This is a genomic window from Vineibacter terrae, from assembly GCF_008039615.1.
Taxonomy (GTDB): domain Bacteria; phylum Pseudomonadota; class Alphaproteobacteria; order Reyranellales; family Reyranellaceae; genus Vineibacter; species Vineibacter terrae.
Map to the genome: position 1 here is coordinate 1 of NZ_VDUZ01000035.1, position 19,618 is coordinate 19,618.

The 19,618-nt window shown below is 68.8% G+C and carries 20 protein-coding genes; 4 read left to right on the forward strand and 16 right to left on the reverse strand.

From position 1 onward, the window contains the following. Window positions 1-155: 155 nt before the first annotated feature. Window positions 156-920 carry an SDR family NAD(P)-dependent oxidoreductase gene (locus tag FHP25_RS26420; protein ID WP_178133797.1) on the reverse strand — a complete coding sequence of 255 codons (765 nt, stop codon included), beginning with the start codon at window positions 918-920 and terminating at the stop codon, window positions 156-158. An 89-nt stretch (window positions 921-1,009) separates the two neighbouring features. On the opposite strand from FHP25_RS26420, the gene FHP25_RS26425 reads away from it, so the two are divergent. Further along, a complete protein-coding gene (locus tag FHP25_RS26425) occupies window positions 1,010-1,777 on the forward strand; it encodes an SDR family NAD(P)-dependent oxidoreductase (RefSeq protein WP_147849980.1) in 768 nt (255 codons plus the stop codon). A 66-nt stretch (window positions 1,778-1,843) separates the two neighbouring features. Here FHP25_RS26425 and FHP25_RS26430 read toward each other — a convergent pair whose 3' ends face one another. The 4 genes from FHP25_RS26430 to FHP25_RS26445 form a co-directional block, all read right to left on the reverse strand. Next, on the reverse strand, window positions 1,844-2,083 hold the full coding sequence (locus FHP25_RS26430) for a YMGG-like glycine zipper-containing protein (protein WP_218578615.1): 240 nt from the start codon (window positions 2,081-2,083) through the stop codon (window positions 1,844-1,846). A gap of 141 nt (window positions 2,084-2,224) precedes the next feature. Continuing rightward, window positions 2,225-3,229: an alpha/beta hydrolase family protein gene (locus tag FHP25_RS26435; RefSeq protein WP_147849981.1), complete on the reverse strand. Its 1,005-nt coding sequence runs from the start codon at window positions 3,227-3,229 to the stop codon at window positions 2,225-2,227. 29 nt (window positions 3,230-3,258) lie between these two features. Next, window positions 3,259-4,233 (reverse strand): alpha/beta hydrolase family protein, encoded by a 975-nt coding sequence (locus tag FHP25_RS26440; RefSeq protein ID WP_147849982.1) that lies wholly within the window; start codon window positions 4,231-4,233, stop codon window positions 3,259-3,261. A 3-nt stretch (window positions 4,234-4,236) separates the two neighbouring features. After that, on the reverse strand, window positions 4,237-5,373 hold the full coding sequence (locus tag FHP25_RS26445; RefSeq protein ID WP_147849983.1) for an alanine racemase: 1,137 nt from the start codon (window positions 5,371-5,373) through the stop codon (window positions 4,237-4,239). Between the two features lie 57 nt (window positions 5,374-5,430). Here FHP25_RS26445 and FHP25_RS26450 point away from each other — a divergent pair, with 57 nt between their 5' ends. Then, window positions 5,431-5,964: a CYTH domain-containing protein gene (locus FHP25_RS26450; RefSeq protein ID WP_147849984.1), complete on the forward strand. Its 534-nt coding sequence runs from the start codon at window positions 5,431-5,433 to the stop codon at window positions 5,962-5,964. A gap of 93 nt (window positions 5,965-6,057) precedes the next feature. Here the strand turns inward: FHP25_RS26450 and FHP25_RS26455 are convergent, their stop codons facing one another. Then, window positions 6,058-6,765 (reverse strand): NUDIX hydrolase, encoded by a 708-nt coding sequence (locus FHP25_RS26455; protein WP_147849985.1) that lies wholly within the window; start codon window positions 6,763-6,765, stop codon window positions 6,058-6,060. Between the two features lie 121 nt (window positions 6,766-6,886). Between FHP25_RS26455 and FHP25_RS26460 the strand changes: the two genes are divergently transcribed. Further along, window positions 6,887-7,852 (forward strand): SPFH domain-containing protein, encoded by a 966-nt coding sequence (locus tag FHP25_RS26460; RefSeq protein ID WP_147849986.1) that lies wholly within the window; start codon window positions 6,887-6,889, stop codon window positions 7,850-7,852. Between the two features lie 14 nt (window positions 7,853-7,866). After that, entirely contained in the window at window positions 7,867-8,802 is a 936-nt protein-coding gene (locus FHP25_RS26465) for a diacylglycerol kinase catalytic domain-containing protein (RefSeq protein WP_147849987.1), read from the forward strand. A 49-nt stretch (window positions 8,803-8,851) separates the two neighbouring features. Here the strand turns inward: FHP25_RS26465 and mazG are convergent, their stop codons facing one another. The 10 genes from mazG to FHP25_RS26515 all read right to left on the reverse strand — a co-directional run bounded on the left by mazG (window position 8,852) and on the right by FHP25_RS26515 (window position 19,606). Next, on the reverse strand, window positions 8,852-9,670 hold the full coding sequence (mazG, locus tag FHP25_RS26470; RefSeq protein WP_269434410.1) for a nucleoside triphosphate pyrophosphohydrolase: 819 nt from the start codon (window positions 9,668-9,670) through the stop codon (window positions 8,852-8,854). A 47-nt stretch (window positions 9,671-9,717) separates the two neighbouring features. Beyond that, entirely contained in the window at window positions 9,718-11,256 is a 1,539-nt protein-coding gene (locus FHP25_RS26475; protein ID WP_147849988.1) for a S10 family peptidase, read from the reverse strand. A gap of 106 nt (window positions 11,257-11,362) precedes the next feature. Further along, window positions 11,363-12,223, reverse strand: coding sequence for a lysozyme inhibitor LprI family protein (locus FHP25_RS26480; RefSeq protein ID WP_147849989.1), 861 nt, complete (start codon window positions 12,221-12,223; stop codon window positions 11,363-11,365). Between the two features lie 102 nt (window positions 12,224-12,325). Continuing rightward, on the reverse strand, window positions 12,326-13,033 hold the full coding sequence (locus FHP25_RS26485; protein WP_147849990.1) for a hypothetical protein: 708 nt from the start codon (window positions 13,031-13,033) through the stop codon (window positions 12,326-12,328). A 1-nt stretch (window position 13,034) separates the two neighbouring features. Continuing rightward, complete coding sequence (locus FHP25_RS26490) at window positions 13,035-13,805, reverse strand: MBL fold metallo-hydrolase (protein WP_147849991.1); 771 nt, start codon at window positions 13,803-13,805, stop codon at window positions 13,035-13,037. A gap of 85 nt (window positions 13,806-13,890) precedes the next feature. Then, a complete protein-coding gene (locus tag FHP25_RS26495; protein ID WP_147849992.1) occupies window positions 13,891-14,736 on the reverse strand; it encodes a TatD family hydrolase in 846 nt (281 codons plus the stop codon). A gap of 1 nt (window position 14,737) precedes the next feature. Beyond that, complete coding sequence (gene metG / locus FHP25_RS26500) at window positions 14,738-16,312, reverse strand: methionine--tRNA ligase (RefSeq protein WP_147849993.1); 1,575 nt, start codon at window positions 16,310-16,312, stop codon at window positions 14,738-14,740. Window positions 16,313-16,354: 42 nt separating this feature from the next. Further along, entirely contained in the window at window positions 16,355-17,458 is a 1,104-nt protein-coding gene (locus tag FHP25_RS26505) for a DNA polymerase III subunit delta' (RefSeq protein WP_147849994.1), read from the reverse strand. A 217-nt stretch (window positions 17,459-17,675) separates the two neighbouring features. Beyond that, window positions 17,676-18,329 (reverse strand): dTMP kinase, encoded by a 654-nt coding sequence (tmk, locus tag FHP25_RS26510; RefSeq protein WP_147849995.1) that lies wholly within the window; start codon window positions 18,327-18,329, stop codon window positions 17,676-17,678. Next, window positions 18,326-19,606 (reverse strand): D-alanyl-D-alanine carboxypeptidase family protein, encoded by a 1,281-nt coding sequence (locus FHP25_RS26515; RefSeq protein ID WP_147849996.1) that lies wholly within the window; start codon window positions 19,604-19,606, stop codon window positions 18,326-18,328. Before FHP25_RS26515 ends, tmk begins: the two co-directional genes overlap by 4 nt. Window positions 19,607-19,618: the final 12 nt, after the last annotated feature.

Here is a 19,618-nt window from a genome sequence, read left to right on the forward strand (position 1 = left end):
TTGCTACGATCCGTCCTCAGCAGGGGCTCGATCACCGACCATTGCTCATCACTCAGCGGCCGCCTGTTCATTGCTGCAACTCACGCAAAGAACAGCTTTGAATCAAATTTCATTCCGAGTGACAAGTGAGATGTGACTCGGTTTGAAAACAGGCCCTAGTACTGCACGCGCGAGGTCACGGCGCCGTCGACGATGAAGTTGGCGCCGCTCACGAAGCTCGCGCGCCGGCTCGACAGGAAGGCGACGGCATCGGCGACCTCGTCGGGCCGGCCCATGCGGCCCATCGGGTTGCGCGCCAGCATGCGCTGGTAGCGCTCGCTGTTGGCGTCGCGCTGGCGGCCCCAGGTGTTGCCGTCCTCCAGGATCGTGCCGGGCGACACCATGTTCACCCGCACGCCCTTGGGCGCGAGATCGACGGCCAGCGACTTCACCAGCGGCACCAGCGCCGCCTTCACCGAGCGGTAGGGTTGCGTCGGGCCCGACACCTCGACCAGCGACACCGTTCCGATCACGGTGATGGAGCCGCCGGGGGCGCTCTTCTCCAGGTGCGGCCGCACCAGGCGCAGCGCGTTCACCGTCGAGACCAGGTCGATCTCGATGCTGCGCCGCCAGCCCTCGGCCGAATCCTCGATGCCCAGCGCGCTGACATTGGCGACGAAATGATCGAGGCCGCCATTGGCCGCGGCGAAGCCGTCGATCCAGGCCTTCAGCGCCGGCTCATCGGTGACGTCCAGCGCCGTGCCCGTCACCTTGCCGCCGGCTTCCTTCCACGCCACCTCGCGCTGCTGCACCAGCGCCGCGTCGCGGGCGCAGAAGCCCACCGTCGCGCCCTCGGCGACGAACGTATCCACAATGGCCCGGCCGATGCTCTTGCTGCCGCCCGTGACCAGCACGCGCTGGCCCTTCAATCCAAGATCCATGATTGCCCCCGCGAATGGGTTTGCGAGACGGGAAGGGGCGCCTATAACAGGCGCCCCAACGGCCGGCATGAAACAGGGGTGGCGCACGCATGTCCAAGATATTCGACCTAGCCGGCAAGGTGGCGCTGGTGACGGGCGCCTCGTCGGGGCTGGGCCTGCATTTCGCCCGCACGTTGGCGGCCAGCGGCGCGGCCGTGGCGGTGACGGCGCGCCGGCGCGAGCGCCTGGACACGCTGGTGGATACGTTGCGCGCCGGCGGCGGCAAGGCGGCGGCCGTGGCGATGGACGTGATGTCGGGCGAGTCGATCCGGGCCGGCTATGCCGAGGCTGAGGCGGCGCTGGGACCGATCGATGTCGTGGTCAACAATGCCGGCATCTCGATCGTGAAGTCGGCGCTGACGATGCCCGAGTCGGAATGGGACGAGGTGGTGAACACCAACCTGCGCGGCGCCTGGCTGGTGGCGCAGACGGCGGCGCAGCGCATGGTGGCGGCGAAGCGCAGCGGGCGCATCATCAACATCGCCTCGATCCTGGGCCTGCGCACCATCGGCCAGGTCGCGCCCTACAACGCCGCCAAGGCCGGCCTGCTGCATCTGACACGGGCGCTGGCGATGGAGTGGGCACGGCACGGCATCCAGGTGAATGCCATCTCGCCGGGCTACATCGAGACCGAGATGAACGATGCGTTCTGGAAGACGCCGGCCGGCCTGCGCCTGATCGAGCGCATTCCGCAGCGGCGCCTGGGCAAGCCGGAGAACCTCGATGGCGCGCTGCTGCTGCTGGCCTCAGAAGCCGGCGCCTTCATGACCGGCGCCAACATCGTGGTCGACGGCGGCCATACGGTCAGCACGCTGTGAGATACGGCTCGGGCGGCCGATCGAGGCCGCCCGAGCGATCACCCGCGGACTGTCCGCGGCGCCGGATCAATAGTAGCGGTCGCGGTAATAGCGACGCTTGGGCGGGGCCGTAGCCGCGCCGACGCCGGCGCCGATCGCGCCGCCGATCAACGCACCGGGCAGCGGCCCCATATCCGTCGCGCTGCCGACCACGGCACCGGTGCCGGCGCCGATCGCGCCGCCGGTCACGGCACGCTGGCCCCAGGTGTCGCCGCAGGCTGCGGCCAACACGGCGACGATGGACAAGGCCATTGCATTCTTGATCATCACTCCCTCCTTGGACACGCCGGCTGTGAGCAAGCACCGGCGCGCCGTCAGCACGTTGAACGTGGGAGGTAATCTGGTCAGCGCCGGGGTATCATCATGACCAAAACAGGATCGTTTGGCCGCAATTCGCCTTGATTCAAGTCATCGCAAGGAACGCTCGAAGAAGTCGAGCACGCCGGCGCTGATCTCGGCGTGAATGGCACGGCGGTCGATGCCGGGCCCGTCGCGGCAGATGTCCGCCACGACGCCGTAGTCGCACGCCGCGAGAAATATCAGGTGCTCGCCGGGCACGACCTGGTATTCGGGCTTGCGCCCGAGATTCTCCGCGATCCACTCCTCGCTGAAGGGATGGCGGATCGCGCTGTCGCTGGCGGCGCGGTAGATCAGCACCGGCTTGGTCACGGTCTGCAGCGTCTTGCGCGAGAACATGAAGCCCCATCCGGGCGCCATGATCACGGCCGCCTTCACCCGCGCATCCGGTGTCTGCTTCCAGTCCGGGCGCTCGATGCGCACCTTGCCTTCGAGCCCGCCGCTGCAGGCGACGCCGTCGTCAGGGTTGGTCTGGCAGTACTCGGTGAGCCGCTTGAAGTCCGGCTCCGCGCCCAGCACCGTCAGGGCGGTGAAGCCGCCGGCGGAAAAGCCGATCATGCCGATCTTGTCCCGATCGACCATCGCACCGAACACGGGATCGGCGAGCACGCCATCGATGACGCGCGCGACGTGGCGCGAACGGCCGACGAGCTGCAGATCGGAATGGGTGCCGGAGGAGTCTTCGTTGTTGTCGTGCGGATGCCTGAGGGTGGCGACGATGTAGCCGCGCGCGGCGAGGTACTCAGCCAGATCATGCATCCCGAACGGCTCGCCAAAGCTGCCGTGCGAGATCACGATCAGCGGCCGGCGTCCGGGGACGGGCGCCGCATCCTTGCGGGCATTGATCTCATAGATCCCGTACATGTTCCACGGCTCGGGCGCCAGCTGCGTGGGGTACCACACCTGGGTCCGGATCCCGGCCGGCTCGAACTCGTCCTTGTAGACGGCCTCGCGCATGCCGACCTTGAAGGGCACCTTGGAAGGCGTCTGCGCCCCGGCGTGCGCCGACAGCAGCACCGACAAGGCGGCGAGGAGGATGGCGATTCTACCCAGCATGCGGCGTGCTCCAGACCAGGCCCGCGGGCTCAATCCCGACCGAGGCTGCGATCGAAGAAATCCTGAATCTCGGCATTCATACGGCGCAGCCGGCGAGGCCGGTCGACCCCGGACGCGTCGCGGCACAGGCCGCCCGGCGTCGAGCGCCGGCAGGGCGATACGAACACGAAATGACCGCCCGGCACCACCGCATACTCCGGCGGCCGCGGCAGGACGCGGCGCAGCCTTTCCTCATTGAACGGATGGCGCACGACGTCGTCGGCCTCGGCGCGATAGAGCCGTATCGCGGCGGCGACATCGGCCAGGCCCTTGCGGTCGAAGAAGATGCCGTAGGCGGGGGCCAGCAGCACGGCGGCGCGCACGCGCCGGTCGTGCACGGCCGTCCAGTCCGGGCGCAGGCGCTGGATGCCGCCGCGCCGCATCCAGCCGCAGAAGCCGCTGTCGTGCTCGGCCTGGGCGCAATGCGCCGGTCCCAGCGCGAAGTTCGGCTCGCCGCCGATCACGACCAGGGCGGCGAAGCCACCGGCCGAGTAGCCGACGATGCCGATGCGCGCCCTGTCGATCAGGGGCCCGAAGGTCGGATGCGCCAGCAGCGCATCGATGCTGCGCCCGATGTGGCGGGGCCGCCCCAGCAGCTGCAGGTCGGTGCCGGGTCCGCTGCGGTCGGCTGCATTGTCGTAGGGATGCAGCGGCGCAGCGACGATGATGCCGCTCGACGCCAGGTGCAGGATCAGGTCACGGTGGTTCAGCGGCACGCCGCCGGAGCCATGCGACAGCATCACCAGGCGATGGCGCCCCGGCGCCGGCGCGGCAGCGACCGCGGCCGGCTCGCCGTCTTCGGTGACGCCATTCTCCATCGCCGGGTACCACACGGTCAGCGGTATCGCCGGCTCGCCGGGCAAATCGGCGACCGCGATGGTCCGGGCGCCGACCGGAAGCTGCGCTGCGGCCGTGCCGACGACCAGGCAGAGCGCGAGCGCGGCGGCAGCCAGCAGCGCCTGCATGCCTTACCAGCCGTTGATCCGGTCGTAGGTCGCCACGACGGCGCGGCCGTCGCTCTGCTCGCTGTCGATCACGTAGTAGCGGTCATAGGCGGCGGCGGTGATGCAGGCGTGGTTGGGCCATACCCGCACCTTGCTGCCGATGGGGAGCTTGTCATAGGGCAGCGGCGCATCGGCCTGCACGAAGCCGTGCTCCTGCGAGCAGGCCACCACCGCCAGATCGGCCACCGGCGCATCCTTGATGAAGCCGTAGCCGGCCTTGGGCATGAACTCCTGGGCGCTGATATCCTTGCTCAGCGCCAGCGCCCCGGCGTCGATCAGCAGCTGGTTGCGGTGCGGGTAGTGGCCGATCACGGATGCCATCACCGACAGCGCGATGTCGCCTGAGCCGCACGAGCCGATGCCGGCCTGGTCGAGATCGTTGAACACGAACACGCCCGGGCGCATCTCGGTGATGCCGTCGAAGTGGCGGGCGTGCATGGCGGTCGGGGTCGAGCCCGCGCTGACGATCGGGCAGGGAATGCCGGCGTCGCGCAGGGCCTGCGCCGCCGTGACCACCGCCAGCCGCTCCTGCTCGGCGACCTTGGCGATGCCGTCGGGCGTGTTCTCGTGATAGGAATGACCGGCATGTGTCATCACGCCCGCCAGCTCGACATTGGCTGCGCCGTGCAGGATACGTGCGATATCGATCAGGTCCGGCAGCCCGGGATAGGGCAGCCCGGCGCGGCCGCCACCGCTGTCGATCTCGATGAAGACCGAGAAGCTGTCGCCGGCCTTGGCCGCTTCGGCGATGGCGCGCGCGACGGGCATGTTGTCGGTCACGACGCGCAGGTTGGTGCCGCCGCGGCGCAGCTGCGTGACCGCGGCCAGCTTCGAGGGCACGATGCCGACGCCGTACAGGATGTCCTTGAAGCCGCCGGCCGCGAAATACCTGGCCTCGGCCAGGGTCGAGACCGTGATACGGCCATCGAATGCGGCGGTGGCGAGTCGGCCGACCTCGACCGACTTGGCGGTCTTCAGGTGCGGGCGCAGCTGGACGCCTGCCGGCTTGAGGCGATCGGTCATGCGACGGACATTGCGCCGCAGGACTGCGCGATCGAGGATGAGGCAAGGTGTCGGCAGGGTGTCGAGCGTGTCCGTCATGCCGGCATTTCGCCACGCCACGGCGCGGCAGCGCAAACGAAAAAGCGGATGGGTCAGATGCCGATCGAGAACGAACGCAAGCTCGTGCTGCGCGACCCCGAGGGCCGGCTGGAGCAGGCGCTGGCCGCCGCCTGCCCACCCTGGACCCGGCGCGCCATCCGGCAAGCCTATCTCGATGCGCCGGGCCTGCGCATCCGGCGCTTCGAAACGCCTGACGCGGTGGAGCATATCTTCTCCTTCAAGCGTCCTATCGGCGCCGAGATGGTCGAGATCGAGACGACGGTATCGGAGGTCGACTTCCAGCGCCTGTGGACCTTGCGCGGCGAGACGCTCGAGAAGGTACGCTTCCACCTCGCCGCCGGCGACTGCGGCTGGGACGTCGACTTCTTCAAGGTCGAAGGCCGCACCTACTTCGCGCTGGCCGAGGTCGAGATGCCCGCCGGACGGGACGATCCACCCGAGACGCCGGCGATCCTGGCCCCCCATGTGATCCTGCTCGTGCCCCGCGGCGATGAGCGCTTCGCCTCCAAGAAGCTCGCCGATCCCGACTACGCCACCCGGCAGATGCAGGCGGTGCTGGGCACGGGGTAGGGGGCTCAGGGGTCGGGCCGCGCCGCTCCAGCGGCGCCTCTTCGGTTTTACGTTGCTGAAGAGCGCCGCTGGAGCGGCGCGGCCCGGCCAGGACTAGATCGTGCGGTCGAAGAACACGGTGCGGTGGTCGGGCTTGACCCGCCAGAGCTGGGCTGGCCGGTTGCTGGCCGCGCGCCGCTCGCCTTCGACCGGCTCGAGGAAGTCGACCTCGGCGATGCGCTTGCGGAACGCCGACTTGTCGAGCTTGCGGTCCAGCAGCTGCTCGTAGACGCGCTGCAGGTCGGGCAGGGTGAACTTCGCCGGCAGCAGGTGCACCGGCAAGGTCGTGTACTCGACCTTGGCCCGCACGCGCCCGATGGCGGCGGCCAGGATCCGGGCGTGGTCGAACGCCAGGGTCGGCGCCACCGATGTGCCCACGATCGGCCACCATGACGCGGCATCGGCGTTGCGCCCGTGCCGCGGCTCGAGCCGGTCGGACGCGATCAGGGCGACATAGGCGACCGTCGCCGACCAGCCGCGCGGATCACGCTTGGCATCGCCGTAGCTGCCCAGCTGCTCGAGGTAGGGCGTCTCGATGCCTGCCTTGTCGAGCAGGACGCGGCGCGCCGCACCTTCCAGCGAGATGTCGTCGGGCCGGATGAAGCCGCCGGGCAGCGCCCAGCGGCCGGCATGCGGCGGCTCGGCGCGGCGCACCAGCAACGCCTGCAGGCTGTCGTCGCGCAGCGTGAGGATCGTCACGTCGACCGTGAGCAACGGCCGCTCGGCAGGCGCCGGGACCGGTCCGGTTTGAGGCTGCTTCATGGCGCCATCCTACTTAGTTCTCATTATATTCTAAGATAAATATTTTATATAACTAAGTTAGTTGATATTTACAACTAAGGCCATTACATTGAGGCCGTGAACCCTTCCGCAGGAGGCGACGATGTTCGGCGTCCGGTTCCTCAAGACCCAGCCGACCCAGTACGTGATCCGCTATCGCAACGGCCAGCGCGTCAGCGCCGGCACGGGACTGTCCTTCTTCTATTTCGCGCCGGCGACGTCGCTGGTGGTGGTGCCGACGGCCAGCGGCGACTCACCCTTCATCTTCGAGGAGACCACCGCCGACTGGCAGATGGTGAGCATCCAGGGTCAGCTCACCTGGCGCATCGCCCAGCCCGAGCGCATCGCCGAGCTGATGGATTTCACGTTGAATGCCGCCGGCCGCTACGCCTCGGAGGACCCGCAGAAGCTGCCGCAGCGGCTGCTCGACCGGCTGCAGGCGTCGCTCAAGACCGAGATCCGCGCGCTGCCGCTGGGCCAGGCGCTGGCGGTCGGCGATGCGCTGGCGGCGCGCGTCGGCGGCAGCCTGGGCGCTGATCCCGTGGTCACCGCGCTGGGGCTCGAGATCCTGGGGTTCTCGATCCTGGCGATCAAGCCCAAGCCCGAGACGGCACGGGCGCTGGAGGCCGAGGCGCGCGAGGCGCTGCTGAAGCGGGCCGACGAGGCGATCTATGCCCGCCGCAACGCCGCCGTCGAGCAGGAGCGGGCGATCAAGGAGAATGAGCTGCGCACCGAGATCGCGGTGCAGGTCAAGCGCCAGGAGATCGCCGAAGCCGACATGGTGGGCAGGATCACGCTGGAGGAGAAGAACGCCCGCCTGGTCGAGCTCGCCACCGCCAACGCACGCCAGGAGGCGGAAGCCAAGGCGCACGGCATTGAAGCCTTGATGCGGGCGGCGGCCAGCGTCGATCCACGGGTGCTGGAGGCGCTCGCCACATCGGGCATGCGGCCCGAGCAGACGATCGCCGCCGCCTTCCGCGACCTGGCCGGCAATGCCGGCAAGATCGGCCAGCTCAATGTCTCGCCCGACCTGCTGGGCGAGCTTCTGAGCCGGCCCCAGCCGGCGTAGAAGGGGAGGTGGCGATGGCCGCCGACGACCGCCGCATCGTGCTGATCACCCGCCCGACGCGGCTGGACGAGCTGGTCGCGCGCTTCAACACCGAACGGCAGGCGCAGTTCTACGTCGAGCGCCTGGGCGCCGATTTCAGCGACTACCTGGTCGAGCAGACGGGCTACCGCGACGCGGTGGCCCGCGCCGCCATCGCCCTGGCGGCTGTCGGCCGGGTGCAGCGGCTGGAGCGCAAGTTCCTGCCCAACTTCGTCTTCGGGCCCGATGACCTGATCGTCGTGCTGGGCCAGGACGGGTTGGTCGCCAACACGCTGAAATACCTCGATACCCAGCCGGTGATCGGCATCAACCCCGACCCGGCGCGCTGGGACGGCGTGCTCCTGCCGTTCAGGGTGGCCGATCTCGACCGCATCGCGCGCGACACGCTGGCCGGCCGCCGGCAGGTGCGGCACGTGGTGATGGCGCAGGCCCGGCTCAACACCGGCCAGACGCTGTACGGCGTCAACGACCTCTTCATCGGGCCGCGCTCGCACATCTCGGCGCGCTACACCATCCGGCTGGGCGAGCACGAGGAGGCACAGTCCTCCAGCGGCGTGATCGTGTCGACCGGCCTGGGCTCCAGCGGCTGGCTGAAAAGCATCTACGCCGGCTGGAGCGCCACCACCCGGGTGCTGCTGCCGGCCGACGCGCTGCAGGAGCCGTCACCGGCCTTCCCCTGGGATGCCGAGCGGCTGCACTTCGCGGTGCGCGAGCCGTTTCCCAGCCGCACGACCCGCGCCTCGCTGGTGTTCGGCCGGCTGGAGGCGCCGGCAACGCTGACCCTGGTGTCGCAGATGCCCGAGAACGGCGTGATCTTCAGCGACGGCATCGAAGCCGACTTCCTCGATTTCAACAGCGGCGTGCGGGCCGAGATCGGCGTCGCGGACAAGAGGGGACACCTGGTGGTGTGAACCACCTGCATCGCAAGCGCCGCGGCAGGTCGACCGTGCGGCCGGCCGACTACTCGGTGGCCTTCGCTTCCTGCCAGAGCGCCTCCATCTCGCCGAGGGACGCCTGCTCGGGAGAGCGGCCGGCCTCGTGAAGGCGGCGCTCGACATGCCGGAAGCGGCGGTCGAACTTCTCGTTGGTAGCGCGCAAGGCGGCTTCAGGATCGATCTTCAAATGCCGCGCCAGGTTGGCGACGGCGAACAGCACGTCGCCGATCTCGTCCTGGAGCCGGGCTGCCGGGGCCTTGGCGGCCACCTCGGCGCGCAGCTCGTCGATCTCCTCCTCGATCTTGTCGATCACCGGTCCGGCCGCGCCCCAGTCGAAGCCGACCCGGGCTGCCCGCTTCTGCAGCTTCTCGGCCCGGACCAGGGAGGGCAGGGCGAGCGCAACCCCATCCAGCACGCTGGTGGCGGCCTGGCGCGCCCCGCGCTCTTGCGCCTTGATCTGCTCCCAGACACCGCTCTGGTGCTCATCGCCCTCGACATGGGCATCGCCGAAGACATGCGGATGCCGATTGACCATCTTGTCGGCGATGGCTTGCGCGACATCCCTGAAGGCGAAGGCGCCTTCCTCCTCGGCCATGCGGGCGTGATAGACAACCTGCAGCAGCAGGTCGCCCAGCTCCTCGCGCAGGTCCGACCGGTCGCCGCGGCGGATGGCGTCGGCGACCTCGTAGGCTTCCTCGAGGGTGTACGGCGCGATGCTGGCGAAATCCTGCTTCAGGTCCCACGGACAGCCATGCACCGGATGGCGCAGCCACGCCATCACGGCCAGCAGGCGCTCGAGCGGCTCGCGCGGGAGGCTATCGGGCGTCGGTTTGTCGGAAGGCACGTTGTTCCCTTGATTTGACAGCGCGTGTGGAATACGTCCGCCCGGCGCTATTTCATCAGCGCCTGGGCCTCCTCGCGAAACGCCTGACGGGAGGAGTCGCGCGAGTAGAACATATGGCCGCCGGGATAGACCACGAGCTTGACCCGATCGGGCGAGGCATAGGCGGGCAGCTGGTCGAGCACGATCTTCGAGCTGAAATAGGGTGTGGCGAGGTCGAACAGGCCGTGCGTCACCAGCAGCTTTAGCTTGGGGTCCATGGCCAGGATCCGCCGCAGCTGGCTGACGGACTCCACCGGGTTGATGCCGCGGCCATAGTTCCAGGCGCGCAGCACCGAGCGGTTGGACAGATTGTAGGATCCGTTCGGCCGCCAGTTCAGCCGGCGGGCATAGAGGTCGACCGCGGCGCTGGTCAGTGGCGCGGCCAGCGGATCTCCCGATGGGTCGTCGAACAGGAACCAGCTCGAGCCGGGGTAGGGGTCGATGCCCGACACCGAGGCGTCGTAGCGCCCCAGCACCCGGCCGTTGCGGCGATCGAACTCGCGGCGGAACTCGGCCTGGTCGAAACGGCCGGCCAGACGGCGGCTGACGGCCTGGTCGATCCCGGTCAGCGCCGCGACGCGATCGGCCAGCCGCGTCGTCGCCTCGACATCGGCCTCGCCTTTGACGAGGTCGAGGAGGAAGTCGGTGCTGGCGTACTGCTCGACATCGACCATGTCGGCCCGCGTGACAGGGTTTTTCTGCTCGCGCGCGACAGCCGCCATGGTGGGCAGCCGCGCGACATACTGCAGGAGGCTGGACCCTCCGAAATCGCGGAAATCGAGCACCGGCGACACCAGGATCAGGCCCTTCACGCCCACGCCCTGCTCCGTCTGCAGGTTGCGCACCACCCGCGGGCCGCGAATGCCGCCGTAGCTCTCGCCGACGACGAATTTCGGCGAGGTCAGGCGGCCGGCTTTCTCCAGCCAGCGGCGGATGCCCAGCGCCACCGAGGCGGCGTCGCCGTCGACCGAGAAGAAGCGGTTGCGCACCGCCTCGGTGCTGGTGAGGAACCGGCTGTAGCCGGTGCCCACCGGATCGATGAACACCAGGTCGGTGAAGTCGAGCCAGGTCTGCGCATTGGGCTGCAGCTCGGCTGGCGCCGACGGCGTCAGCGCATCCTTGCCCATGTCGAGGCGCCAGGGACCGGCGCTGCCGAACTGGAGCCAGGCCGAGGCGCTGCCGGGTCCGCCGTTGAACAGGAAGGTCACCGGGCGCGTCTGCGGATCGGCGCCGTTGAGCCGATAGGCGGTGAAGGCGATATCGGCCTGCGGCTCACCCTTGTCGTCATAGAGGCGGACCGAGCCGGCGGTGGCGGCGAACGACAGCTTCCGGTCGGGAAGCGTGAGCTCATGCTGCGTCGTGACATCGGGCGGCAGGCGCAGATGCTCGGCGACCGTCGAGGAGTCGCCGCGTGCGCCTGCCGTTGCGGTCTTCGGGCTGGCTGCTGGCGGCGAGGGCGTCACATCCTGCGCGAGCGCGACCGCCGACCAGATGAGCACGGCACAGGAGACGACGCCCGCCACGCGCGCCGGACGAGGATCGGCCATGACCTGCTTCCCGGTTGTCCATGGATGGACGGCACCATGTGCCACGCCGCTATTCGGCGCAAGCGATCAGCGGAGCGTAGGAGGGGTCGTTCAGCGCGCCTGGGAGTTATTTCCGGGTGCCGTCGCTGGTGGGGTCGCTCAGCGGGTAGCTGCGATCGGTCAGGCAGGCGCGCAGCCATGGCGCGTCCTCGTCCGGGCCGGCCTCGGCGTCGATCTTCGGCAGCGACGGCATGGGCGCGGCAGCGTCGGCCTTGGGCAGGGTATCCCAGCGCCGGTCCTCACCTGAACCGCCCGGACAAGTCGTATCGCCCTCGGCACCGTCGACGGAGCAGGTCGCGATCACCCGCGCCTTGTCGTCGCTGATCTCGGCGACAGAGCGCTTTTCATGGACGCGGCCGGTTGCCCAGTACCGGCTCGCCGTGCACACGCGGCTGTAGTTCTGGTACTGCCGGCTGGCGAAGCAGCCGTAGGCGTAGCTGTCCTGGACCGGCAGGAATTCGCAGCTGGTGTCGAAACCGGCAAAAGAGCCGCCGGTGTAGCGGGCAGTGAATTTGCGTTGTCCATGCGCAATGACGATCAGCGCCGGCTGCTGCGGAGGGCTGCCAGATGGTTCGGTCAGGACCCGGGTGCGGTCCTGGATTGCCGACAGCATGATGGCGCGCTGCGCATCCTTGTCCGCCGAGGCCAGCCGGCGATCGAAGAGCTTGTCGCGTTCGGCCAGCCAGCGCTTCTGGCTGTCAACCAGCATGGCACGGATGTCAGCGTCGTCATCGGCCGCCTGGAGGAGCTTCTCATAGGCTTCGCCCATAGCCGCGTCCGCGGCCTGAAGCTGCTGGTCGCCGCAGATCGCACGCGCGGCGGGGGCGGAGGCCTGTCCGCAATCCATGGCGTCAGCCGCCGGCGGAACGGCAAACAGGCTCCAAACGATGACAAAGGGCGCAATGAACAGAATCTCAAGCTTTCTCAAACCAGAACCTCAACAAGCTCATCTGGATGATTATGTCCTAAACTCCTATTGTCGTATAATATATATTATGGAAAATATGATATATTACTTTCATATCAGGGTTTAATAGTCTTTTTTCCATGTCACATTCGTGCCTCGTGCCATAAGTGCTAGCAAAGGCAGGAATTCCTGCGCCTTGGACATGGGCGTGCCGAATGTCATCAGCAGCGCCCGCTTGGGGTTCTGCGGATTGGGGGTCATCAGGTCGAGGATCGATCGCGCCTCGCGGTCGCCCTTGCGTGCCGGCACGTTGTTGAACACGCCCAGCACCTGCCCGTCCGACAAGGTCCGGCTCGAGGCCTGGACCGATGGAAACCGCGACCGCAGCGCCGCGCTCTTGCCGGCCATGAACTTCTCGGCGTCCGGCACGCCCTCGTAGTCCAGGTCGACGCGCCAGATGATGATCCGCACCGTCCGGTCGGGATTGAAGATCGCCAGGCGCTCGTGGTCCTCGATCGCATGCCAGCCCAGCGGCACCTTGAGGTCGATCGACACGGCCTTCGACCGGATCAGGCCATAGCCCTCGGCCGGCACGGCGCTCAGCAGCTCGGCCAAGGTTTCGGTGGAGCTGCCGGTCCATTCGCGATTGATCCGGTCGTCGGTGTCCTGGAGGCTGCGGGCGTTCGTCGACAGCGCGAAAAGCTTGAAGGTGGAGTCGCCGGGATCAAGGCCGGGGCCCGGCGACTGCGCGCCGACGGGCGCCAGCGATGCGCCGGCCAGCCAGGCGGTCAGCGCCGTGCCACGGATTATTTTCCATAACACATTCGCCATATCAGGCCTCGATGACCATGCCATCATAGGCCGGCTCGACATGCGGCGGCAGCCGGCGACGCAGCTCATCATAGTCCAGGTCGACATGCATGTTGGTCAGGACAGCCCGCCGCGGCCGGATGCGCTCGATCCAGGACAAGGTCAGGTCGAGATGGGCATGCGTGGGATGCGGCGTGTAGCGCATGGCGTCAACGACCAGCGTGTCGACCCCTGCCATGGCGGCAAAGGCCGCCTCGTCCAGCTTCACGACATCGTTGGCGTAGGCGATCGGGCCGAACCGGAACCCCAGCGACATGATGCTGCCGTGATGCTGATGAAACGGCGTCACGGTGATGCCGGCGGCCTCGAACGGCCCGTCGATCAGGCAGGCGCGGTAGAGCGCGGTGTAGATGCTGCCGCGCGCCGTCTCGAAGCAGTAGCCGAAGCGATCCTTCAGGATGCCCAGGGTGCGGGTATCGCCCCACCCTTCCACTGGGCCGTGGCGCAGGGTCAGCGCCCGCAGGTCGTCAATGCCGTGGGTCTGGTCGGCATGGTCGTGCGTCCACAGCACGGCGTCGATGCGGGTCACGCGGGCATCGATCAGCTGGTCGCGCAGGTCGGGCGAGGTGTCGACCAGGATCGACTTGCCCTGGTCCTGGACCAGGATCGAGCAGCGCCGCCGCCGGTTCCTGGGATTGGCCGGGTCGCAGGCGCCCCACTCTCCAGCCCCGTCCTTGCCGCCGATGCGCGGCACGCCGCCCGAGGTGCCGCAGCCGAGAATGATCACGCGCATGGTGTGACGCCGAATGTATCCCTTCCCCGCGCGCAGCGTGGGGAAGGTGGCCGAAGGCCGGATGGGGAGCTGACGTGGTGCTTGTCTATGGGGACCACGTCGTCTCCCCTCCGCCCCTTCGGGGCACCTCCCCAGCTTCGCTGGGGAGGACGACGCTGCGGTCCGCCTTCGTGAACAGGCGGAAGAAATTGTCGGTGGTGGCGCGCTCCAGCTCGGCGATCGAAATCCCCTTAAGCTCGGCGACCTTGGCGGCCGTATGGGCGACGAAGGCCGGCTCGTTGCGCTTGCCGCGCCGCGGGACCGGCGCGAGATAGGGCGCGTCGGTCTCGACCAGCAGCCGGTCGAGCGGGATATCACGCACGATGCGGCGCAGATCCTCGGCCGCCTTGAAGGTGACGATGCCCGAGATCGAGATCGACAGACCCAGCTCGAGCGCCGCGTCGGCGACGCCGCGCCCCGAGCTGAAGCAGTGGATCAGGCCGGTGAAGGCGCCCGCCTGCATCTCCTGGCGCAGGATCGCGGCGGTGTCATCGTCGGCGTCGCGCGTGTGCACGATCAGCGGCAGGCCGCTGCGGCGGGCGGCGGCGATATGGGCGCGGAAGCTCTCGGCCTGCTCGGCCCGCGGGCTGTGCTCATAGAAGTAGTCGAGCCCGGTCTCGCCGATGCCGATCACCTTGGCATGCTGCGCCAGCGCGATCAGCCGATCGGGCGTGCGCTGGCCCTCCTCCTTCGCCTCGTGCGGATGCACGCCGACGCTGCACCAGATGTTGGGATGCCGCTCGGCGACGGCGCGCACCTTGTCGAACGCGTCGAGCCGGGTGCCGATGGTCAGCATGGCGCCGACGCCGGCGTCGCGCGCCCGCGCGACCACGGCATCCTCCTCGGCCGCCAGCTCGGGGAAATCGAGATGGCAGTGGCTGTCGATCAGCATGTCAGGCCTTCTTCGCCGCCCGGGCCGGCTTGGCCGGCGCCTCCGGATCCACAAAGCGCGGGAAGACGCCTTCCGGCGCCGGCAGCGCGGTGCCGCTGGCCAGGGCCGTGTCCATGGCCGCGAAGCTGCGCGCCTGGGCCGGCACCGCGAGCTGGTCGAGGATCTTCGCGGTGGCGGTGGGCATGAAGGGCTGCACCAGCAGCGTGATGCGCCGGATGGCTTCCGCCAGCACCCACAGCACCGTGTCGCGGCGAGCCGGATCGGTCTTGCCCAGCGCCCACGGCGCCTGCGCGTCGACGTACCGGTTGGCATCGCCGATCACATCCCAGATGGTGATCAGCGCCTCGTTGAAGGCCTGATCGCCGATCAACGTCCGCACCTGCGGCAGCAGCGCAGCGGCGCGATCGAGCAGCGCGCTGTCGGCGGCCTGCAGCGGGCCCGCCACCGGCACGGCGGCAGCGCAGTTCTTGTTGATCATCGACAGCACGCGCTGGCAGAGATTGCCGTAGGTGTTGGCGAGATCCGAATCCATGCGCTGCACGATGGCGCGCCGCTGGAAGTCGCCGTCGTTGCCGAACGGCACCTCGCGCAGCAGGAAGTAGCGCGTCTGGTCGAGCCCGTAGGTGTCCACCAGCGCCGCCGGCGCCACCACGTTGCCCAGCGACTTGGACATCTTCTGGCCTTCGATGGTCCACCAGCCATGGGCGAAGACGCGCTTGGGTGGCGCGACGCCGGCCGCCATCAGGAACGCCGGCCAGTAGACGGCGTGAAAGCGCACGATGTCCTTGCCCACCATGTGCAGGTCGGCGGGCCAGTATTTCGCGTTGGGCGCGCTCGGATCGGGATAGCCGGTCTCGGTGATGTAGTTGGTGAGCGCGTCGAGCCAGACGTACATGATGTGCGCCGGATCGTTCGGCACCGGCACGCCCCATTTGAAGGTCGTGCGCGACACCGACAGGTCCTGCAAGCCGCCCTTCACGAAGCTGATCACCTCGTTGCGCCGGCTCTCCGGCGCGATGAAGCGGGGATTCTGCTCGTAGAACGCCAGCAGCCGGTCCTGCCAGGCCGAGAGCCGGAAGAAGTAGCTCGCCTCCTCCACCCACTCGACATCGGCGCCGGTGCTGATGGCACGGCGCTTGCCGTCGGGCCCGACCTCGGTCTCCGACTCGGCGAAATAGGTCTCGTCGCGCACCGAGTACCAGCCGGCATACTTGCCGAGATAGAGATCGCCGGCCGCGACCAGCTTCTCCCACAGCGCCTGGCAGGCGCGGTAGTGGCGCGGCTCGGTGGTGCGGATGAAGTTGTCGGGGCTGTAGCCCATCTTGGGGATCAGGTCGCGGAAGGCCTGGCTCACCTTGTCGGTGAACGCCTGCGGCGCCATGCCGGCCGCGGCCGCCGCCTTCTCCACCTTCTGGCCGTGCTCGTCGGTGCCGGTGAGGAAATGCACGTCGTAGCCGTCCAGCCGCATGAAGCGGGCCATCACGTCGCAAGCCAGCGTCGTGTAGGCATGCCCGATATGGGGCACGTCGTTCACGTAGTAGATCGGCGTGGTGATGTAGTACGTCTTCCCGCTCATGGCCGCATGCTCTGCCTCAGTTCCCGGTCACCCACCACGTGTTCAGCGGGTCGCCGCCTGCAGGGCGAGAAAGCTGCCGAGCACCACCTGCTTGCGATCGAGATTGACGGCATCGGCACGGGCGAACAGGTGGGCGACCTTCTCCCATACCTGCATCCAGCGATCAAGGCCGGCTGCCGCCAGCAACCGCTCGCGCAGGCCAGCCTCGCGGGCCACAAGCGCCTCATGCCCGCCGCCCGCGGCCCCGTGACGGATCAGTGACGTCAGCCACCAGTCGAGCAGGAAAGCGACGGTGCGATAGTCGCTGTCGCCCTCCTCTGTGCGGCGCGCCACGCGATCGGCGAAGGCGTGCGCGGCGGCGATATCGAGCGACGGCAGCCCGGCCAGCAGGTCGACCATGGCGCGGTAGAGCTCCAGCCCGCCGGCGCGCGCCAGCTCGAGCGCGCGACCGATGCTGCCGTCGGCGAGGCGCGCCAGCGCCCGGCTCTCGTCCGCGGCCGTGCCGGGCATGTAGTCGGCCATCAGCCCGACGACCGCATCCTCGGTCAGCGCATGCAGGTTCAGGCGCCGGCAGCGCGAGCGGATCGTGGGCAGCAGCCGCCCGGGGGCATGCGCCACCAGCAGCAGCACGGATCGCGGCGGCGGCTCCTCGAGGATCTTGAGCACCGCGTTGGCGGCGTTGCGGTTCATCTCATCGGCCGCGTCGATGATCGCCACCCGCCAGCCGCCTTCGGCCGGCGTCAGGCGCATGAAGCCGCCCAGCCCGCGCACATCCTCGACCACGATCTCGCTGCGCAGCCGGCCCCGGTCGCCCAGGCTGCGCTCGACGACGCGCAGATCGGCATGGCCGCCGGCCGCGACGCGATGCACGGCCGGCGTCGCCATGTCCGTCTCGAGCGAGGCCGGGCCGCCGAACAGGCCGCCGCCGGGATCGCCGGCGAGCAGGAAGCGCGCGAAGCGATGCGCCAGGGTCGCCTTGCCGATGCCGCGCGGCCCGGCGATCAGCCAGGCATGCGGCAGCTTGCCGGCAGCCAGCGCCGCCAGAAGCGTGGCCTCAGCGCCAGCATGGCCGATCAGCCGCGGGTTGAGCCGCGGCGCCGGCCACGGCGGCGCCACAGCCTCGTCCTTCTCGGGCCGCCGTGCCATCAGGCAACACTTTCCCTTCTCCCCGCGAAGGCGGGGAGAAGGTGGCGCGAAGCGCCGGATGAGGGGCTTCGCGATCCTACGGGATGCACGACGTCCAAAGAGCGCCTCACCTTTCCTGCACCGCGATCTGCAGCGGCATCAAAAAAGCCCCTCATCCGGCCGCCGCTGCGCGGCGTCCATCTTCTCCCCGCCTTCGCGGGGAGAAGGGCGATTCTTCCTAGCCGATACCCAGCCGCTCCGTCACGACCTGAAGCACCCGGGCACGCACGGCCTCGATCGGCGCGTCGGCGTCGATGAGGGCGCAGCGCTGCGGCTCGGCGTTGGCGATGGCGCGGAAGCCTTCGCGCACGCGCTCGTGGAAGGCGGGGCCGAAGCGCTCGAAGCGGTCCTCGACGCCATGCCGCGCCGCGGCGCGCGCCAGGCCGGTCGCGACCGGCAGATCGAGGATGATCGTGAGGTCAGGCGCGAAGTCGCCTACCGCCAGCCGGTACAGCGTCTCGATGCGCTCGTGCGCGACGCCGTGGCCGTAGCCCTGATAGGCCCGGCTGGAATCGGCGAACCGGTCGCTGATCACCCACTGGCCGCGCGCCAGGGCCGGGCGGATGGTCCGCTCGAGGTGATCGCGGCGCGCTGCGAACATCAGCAGCGCTTCGGTGGTGCTGTCCCAGGCGTCGGGCGGGCCCTCGACCAGCAGCTTGCGGATCAGCTCGGCGCCCGGCGCGCCGCCGGGCTCGCGGGTGGTGAGGACGTCCACGCCCCGCGCGCGCAGATGCTCGGCGAGGAAGCGGATATGCGTCGACTTGCCCGCGCCCTCGCCCCCTTCCAGGGTGATGAACGTGCCCTTTCCCCCTCCGGGGGAAGGCTGGGTCATGACGACATCCAGCCGAAGAGGTAGTGCTTGATCACGCCGAAGGCGCGGCCGACCGGACCCAGCCGCGGCACGTCGTCGCCGGCATAGAGCGGGATCTCGACCGGACTGGCGCCTGCCGCCGCCTGCACGACCGCCTTGCCGATCCGCTCGCCCTTGCGGATCGGCGCGCGCACGGGGCCCTCGTACTCGACCTTCACGCGCACGCCGGCTTCCTGCCCGACCGGCACGGTGGCGGCGATCGGCTTGGCGGCAACCAGCGGCACCTTGCCCGCCTCGCCGAGCCAGACATCGGCCAGCGCCACGGTCTCGCCGGTGCGGAACGCCACCTTGTTGCTGTACTCGCGGAAGCCCCACTCCATCAGCCGCGCCGACTCGCTGGTGCGCGAGCGCATGTCGCTCAGCCCGTTGACCACCAGGATCAGGCGCCTTCCGTCACGGATGGCCGAGGCCGTGAGCCCGTAGCCGGCGTCCTCCGAATGTCCGGTCTTCAGGCCGTCGGTGCCGGGCGTCATGCCCAGCAGCCGGTTGCGGTTCTCCTGGCGGATGTTGTTCCAGGTGAACTCGGTCATGTTGTAGTAGCGGTAGTACTCCGGGAAATCCTCGATGGTGCGCTTGGCGAGGATCGCCAGGTCACGGGCCGTGACATACATGCCCTCGACGGGCCAGCCGCTCGCGTTCTTGAACACCGAGCCGGTCATGCCCAGCTCTTTCGCCCGCTTGTTCATGCGGGCCGCGAACGTCTCCTCGGTGCCCGACATGCCTTCGGCCAGCACGACACAGGCGTCGTTGCCCGACAGCGTGATGACGCCCTTGATCAGGTCGTCGATCGTGATCTCCGAGTTGATCTCCACGAACATGCGCGAGCCGCCCATGCTGCGTGCCCGCTCGCTGACCCGGAACCTGGTGTCGGGCTTCAAGCGGCCGGCCTTGAGATCCTCGAACACCAGATAGACCGTCATCATCTTGGCCATCGACGACGGCATCATCGGCTTGTCGGCGTCCTTGAACAGGAGCACCGCATCGGTCGTGGCATCGATGAGGTAGGCGAAGCGCGCCAGGGTGCCGATGCCGATCTGCGACGGCGGCAATGCGTCAAGCGGCGGCCCGGCCTTGGGCGACGCGCCGGCGCCCCTGTGGCCCGGCGGCGTTTTCGGCTTGGCGCCGGGCTTGGTGGCCTGCGCTTCCTGCTGCTGGGCCTGGGCGGCCAGCGGCGCCGCGACCAGCAGGAGCGGCGCGGCCAGCAGGGCCGCCAACAGTACGGGCGGGCGATGCGGCATCGATCTCCTCCG

Coding starts and splice junctions, on each gene's coding strand:
- FHP25_RS26420 (WP_178133797.1), bottom strand. CDS start 920: ATGGATCTTGGATTGAAGGGCCAGCGCGTGCTGGTCACGGGCGGCAGC.
- FHP25_RS26425 (WP_147849980.1), top strand. CDS start 1,010: ATGTCCAAGATATTCGACCTAGCCGGCAAGGTGGCGCTGGTGACGGGC.
- FHP25_RS26430 (WP_218578615.1), bottom strand. CDS start 2,083: ATGATCAAGAATGCAATGGCCTTGTCCATCGTCGCCGTGTTGGCCGCA.
- FHP25_RS26435 (WP_147849981.1), bottom strand. CDS start 3,229: ATGCTGGGTAGAATCGCCATCCTCCTCGCCGCCTTGTCGGTGCTGCTG.
- FHP25_RS26440 (WP_147849982.1), bottom strand. CDS start 4,233: ATGCAGGCGCTGCTGGCTGCCGCCGCGCTCGCGCTCTGCCTGGTCGTC.
- FHP25_RS26445 (WP_147849983.1), bottom strand. CDS start 5,373: ATGACGGACACGCTCGACACCCTGCCGACACCTTGCCTCATCCTCGAT.
- FHP25_RS26450 (WP_147849984.1), top strand. CDS start 5,431: ATGCCGATCGAGAACGAACGCAAGCTCGTGCTGCGCGACCCCGAGGGC.
- FHP25_RS26455 (WP_147849985.1), bottom strand. CDS start 6,765: ATGAAGCAGCCTCAAACCGGACCGGTCCCGGCGCCTGCCGAGCGGCCG.
- FHP25_RS26460 (WP_147849986.1), top strand. CDS start 6,887: ATGTTCGGCGTCCGGTTCCTCAAGACCCAGCCGACCCAGTACGTGATC.
- FHP25_RS26465 (WP_147849987.1), top strand. CDS start 7,867: ATGGCCGCCGACGACCGCCGCATCGTGCTGATCACCCGCCCGACGCGG.
- FHP25_RS26475 (WP_147849988.1), bottom strand. CDS start 11,256: ATGGCCGATCCTCGTCCGGCGCGCGTGGCGGGCGTCGTCTCCTGTGCC.
- FHP25_RS26485 (WP_147849990.1), bottom strand. CDS start 13,033: ATGGCGAATGTGTTATGGAAAATAATCCGTGGCACGGCGCTGACCGCC.
- FHP25_RS26490 (WP_147849991.1), bottom strand. CDS start 13,805: ATGCGCGTGATCATTCTCGGCTGCGGCACCTCGGGCGGCGTGCCGCGC.
- FHP25_RS26495 (WP_147849992.1), bottom strand. CDS start 14,736: ATGCTGATCGACAGCCACTGCCATCTCGATTTCCCCGAGCTGGCGGCC.
- metG (WP_147849993.1), bottom strand. CDS start 16,312: ATGAGCGGGAAGACGTACTACATCACCACGCCGATCTACTACGTGAAC.
- FHP25_RS26505 (WP_147849994.1), bottom strand. CDS start 17,458: ATGGCACGGCGGCCCGAGAAGGACGAGGCTGTGGCGCCGCCGTGGCCG.
- tmk (WP_147849995.1), bottom strand. CDS start 18,329: ATGACCCAGCCTTCCCCCGGAGGGGGAAAGGGCACGTTCATCACCCTG.
- FHP25_RS26515 (WP_147849996.1), bottom strand. CDS start 19,606: ATGCCGCATCGCCCGCCCGTACTGTTGGCGGCCCTGCTGGCCGCGCCG.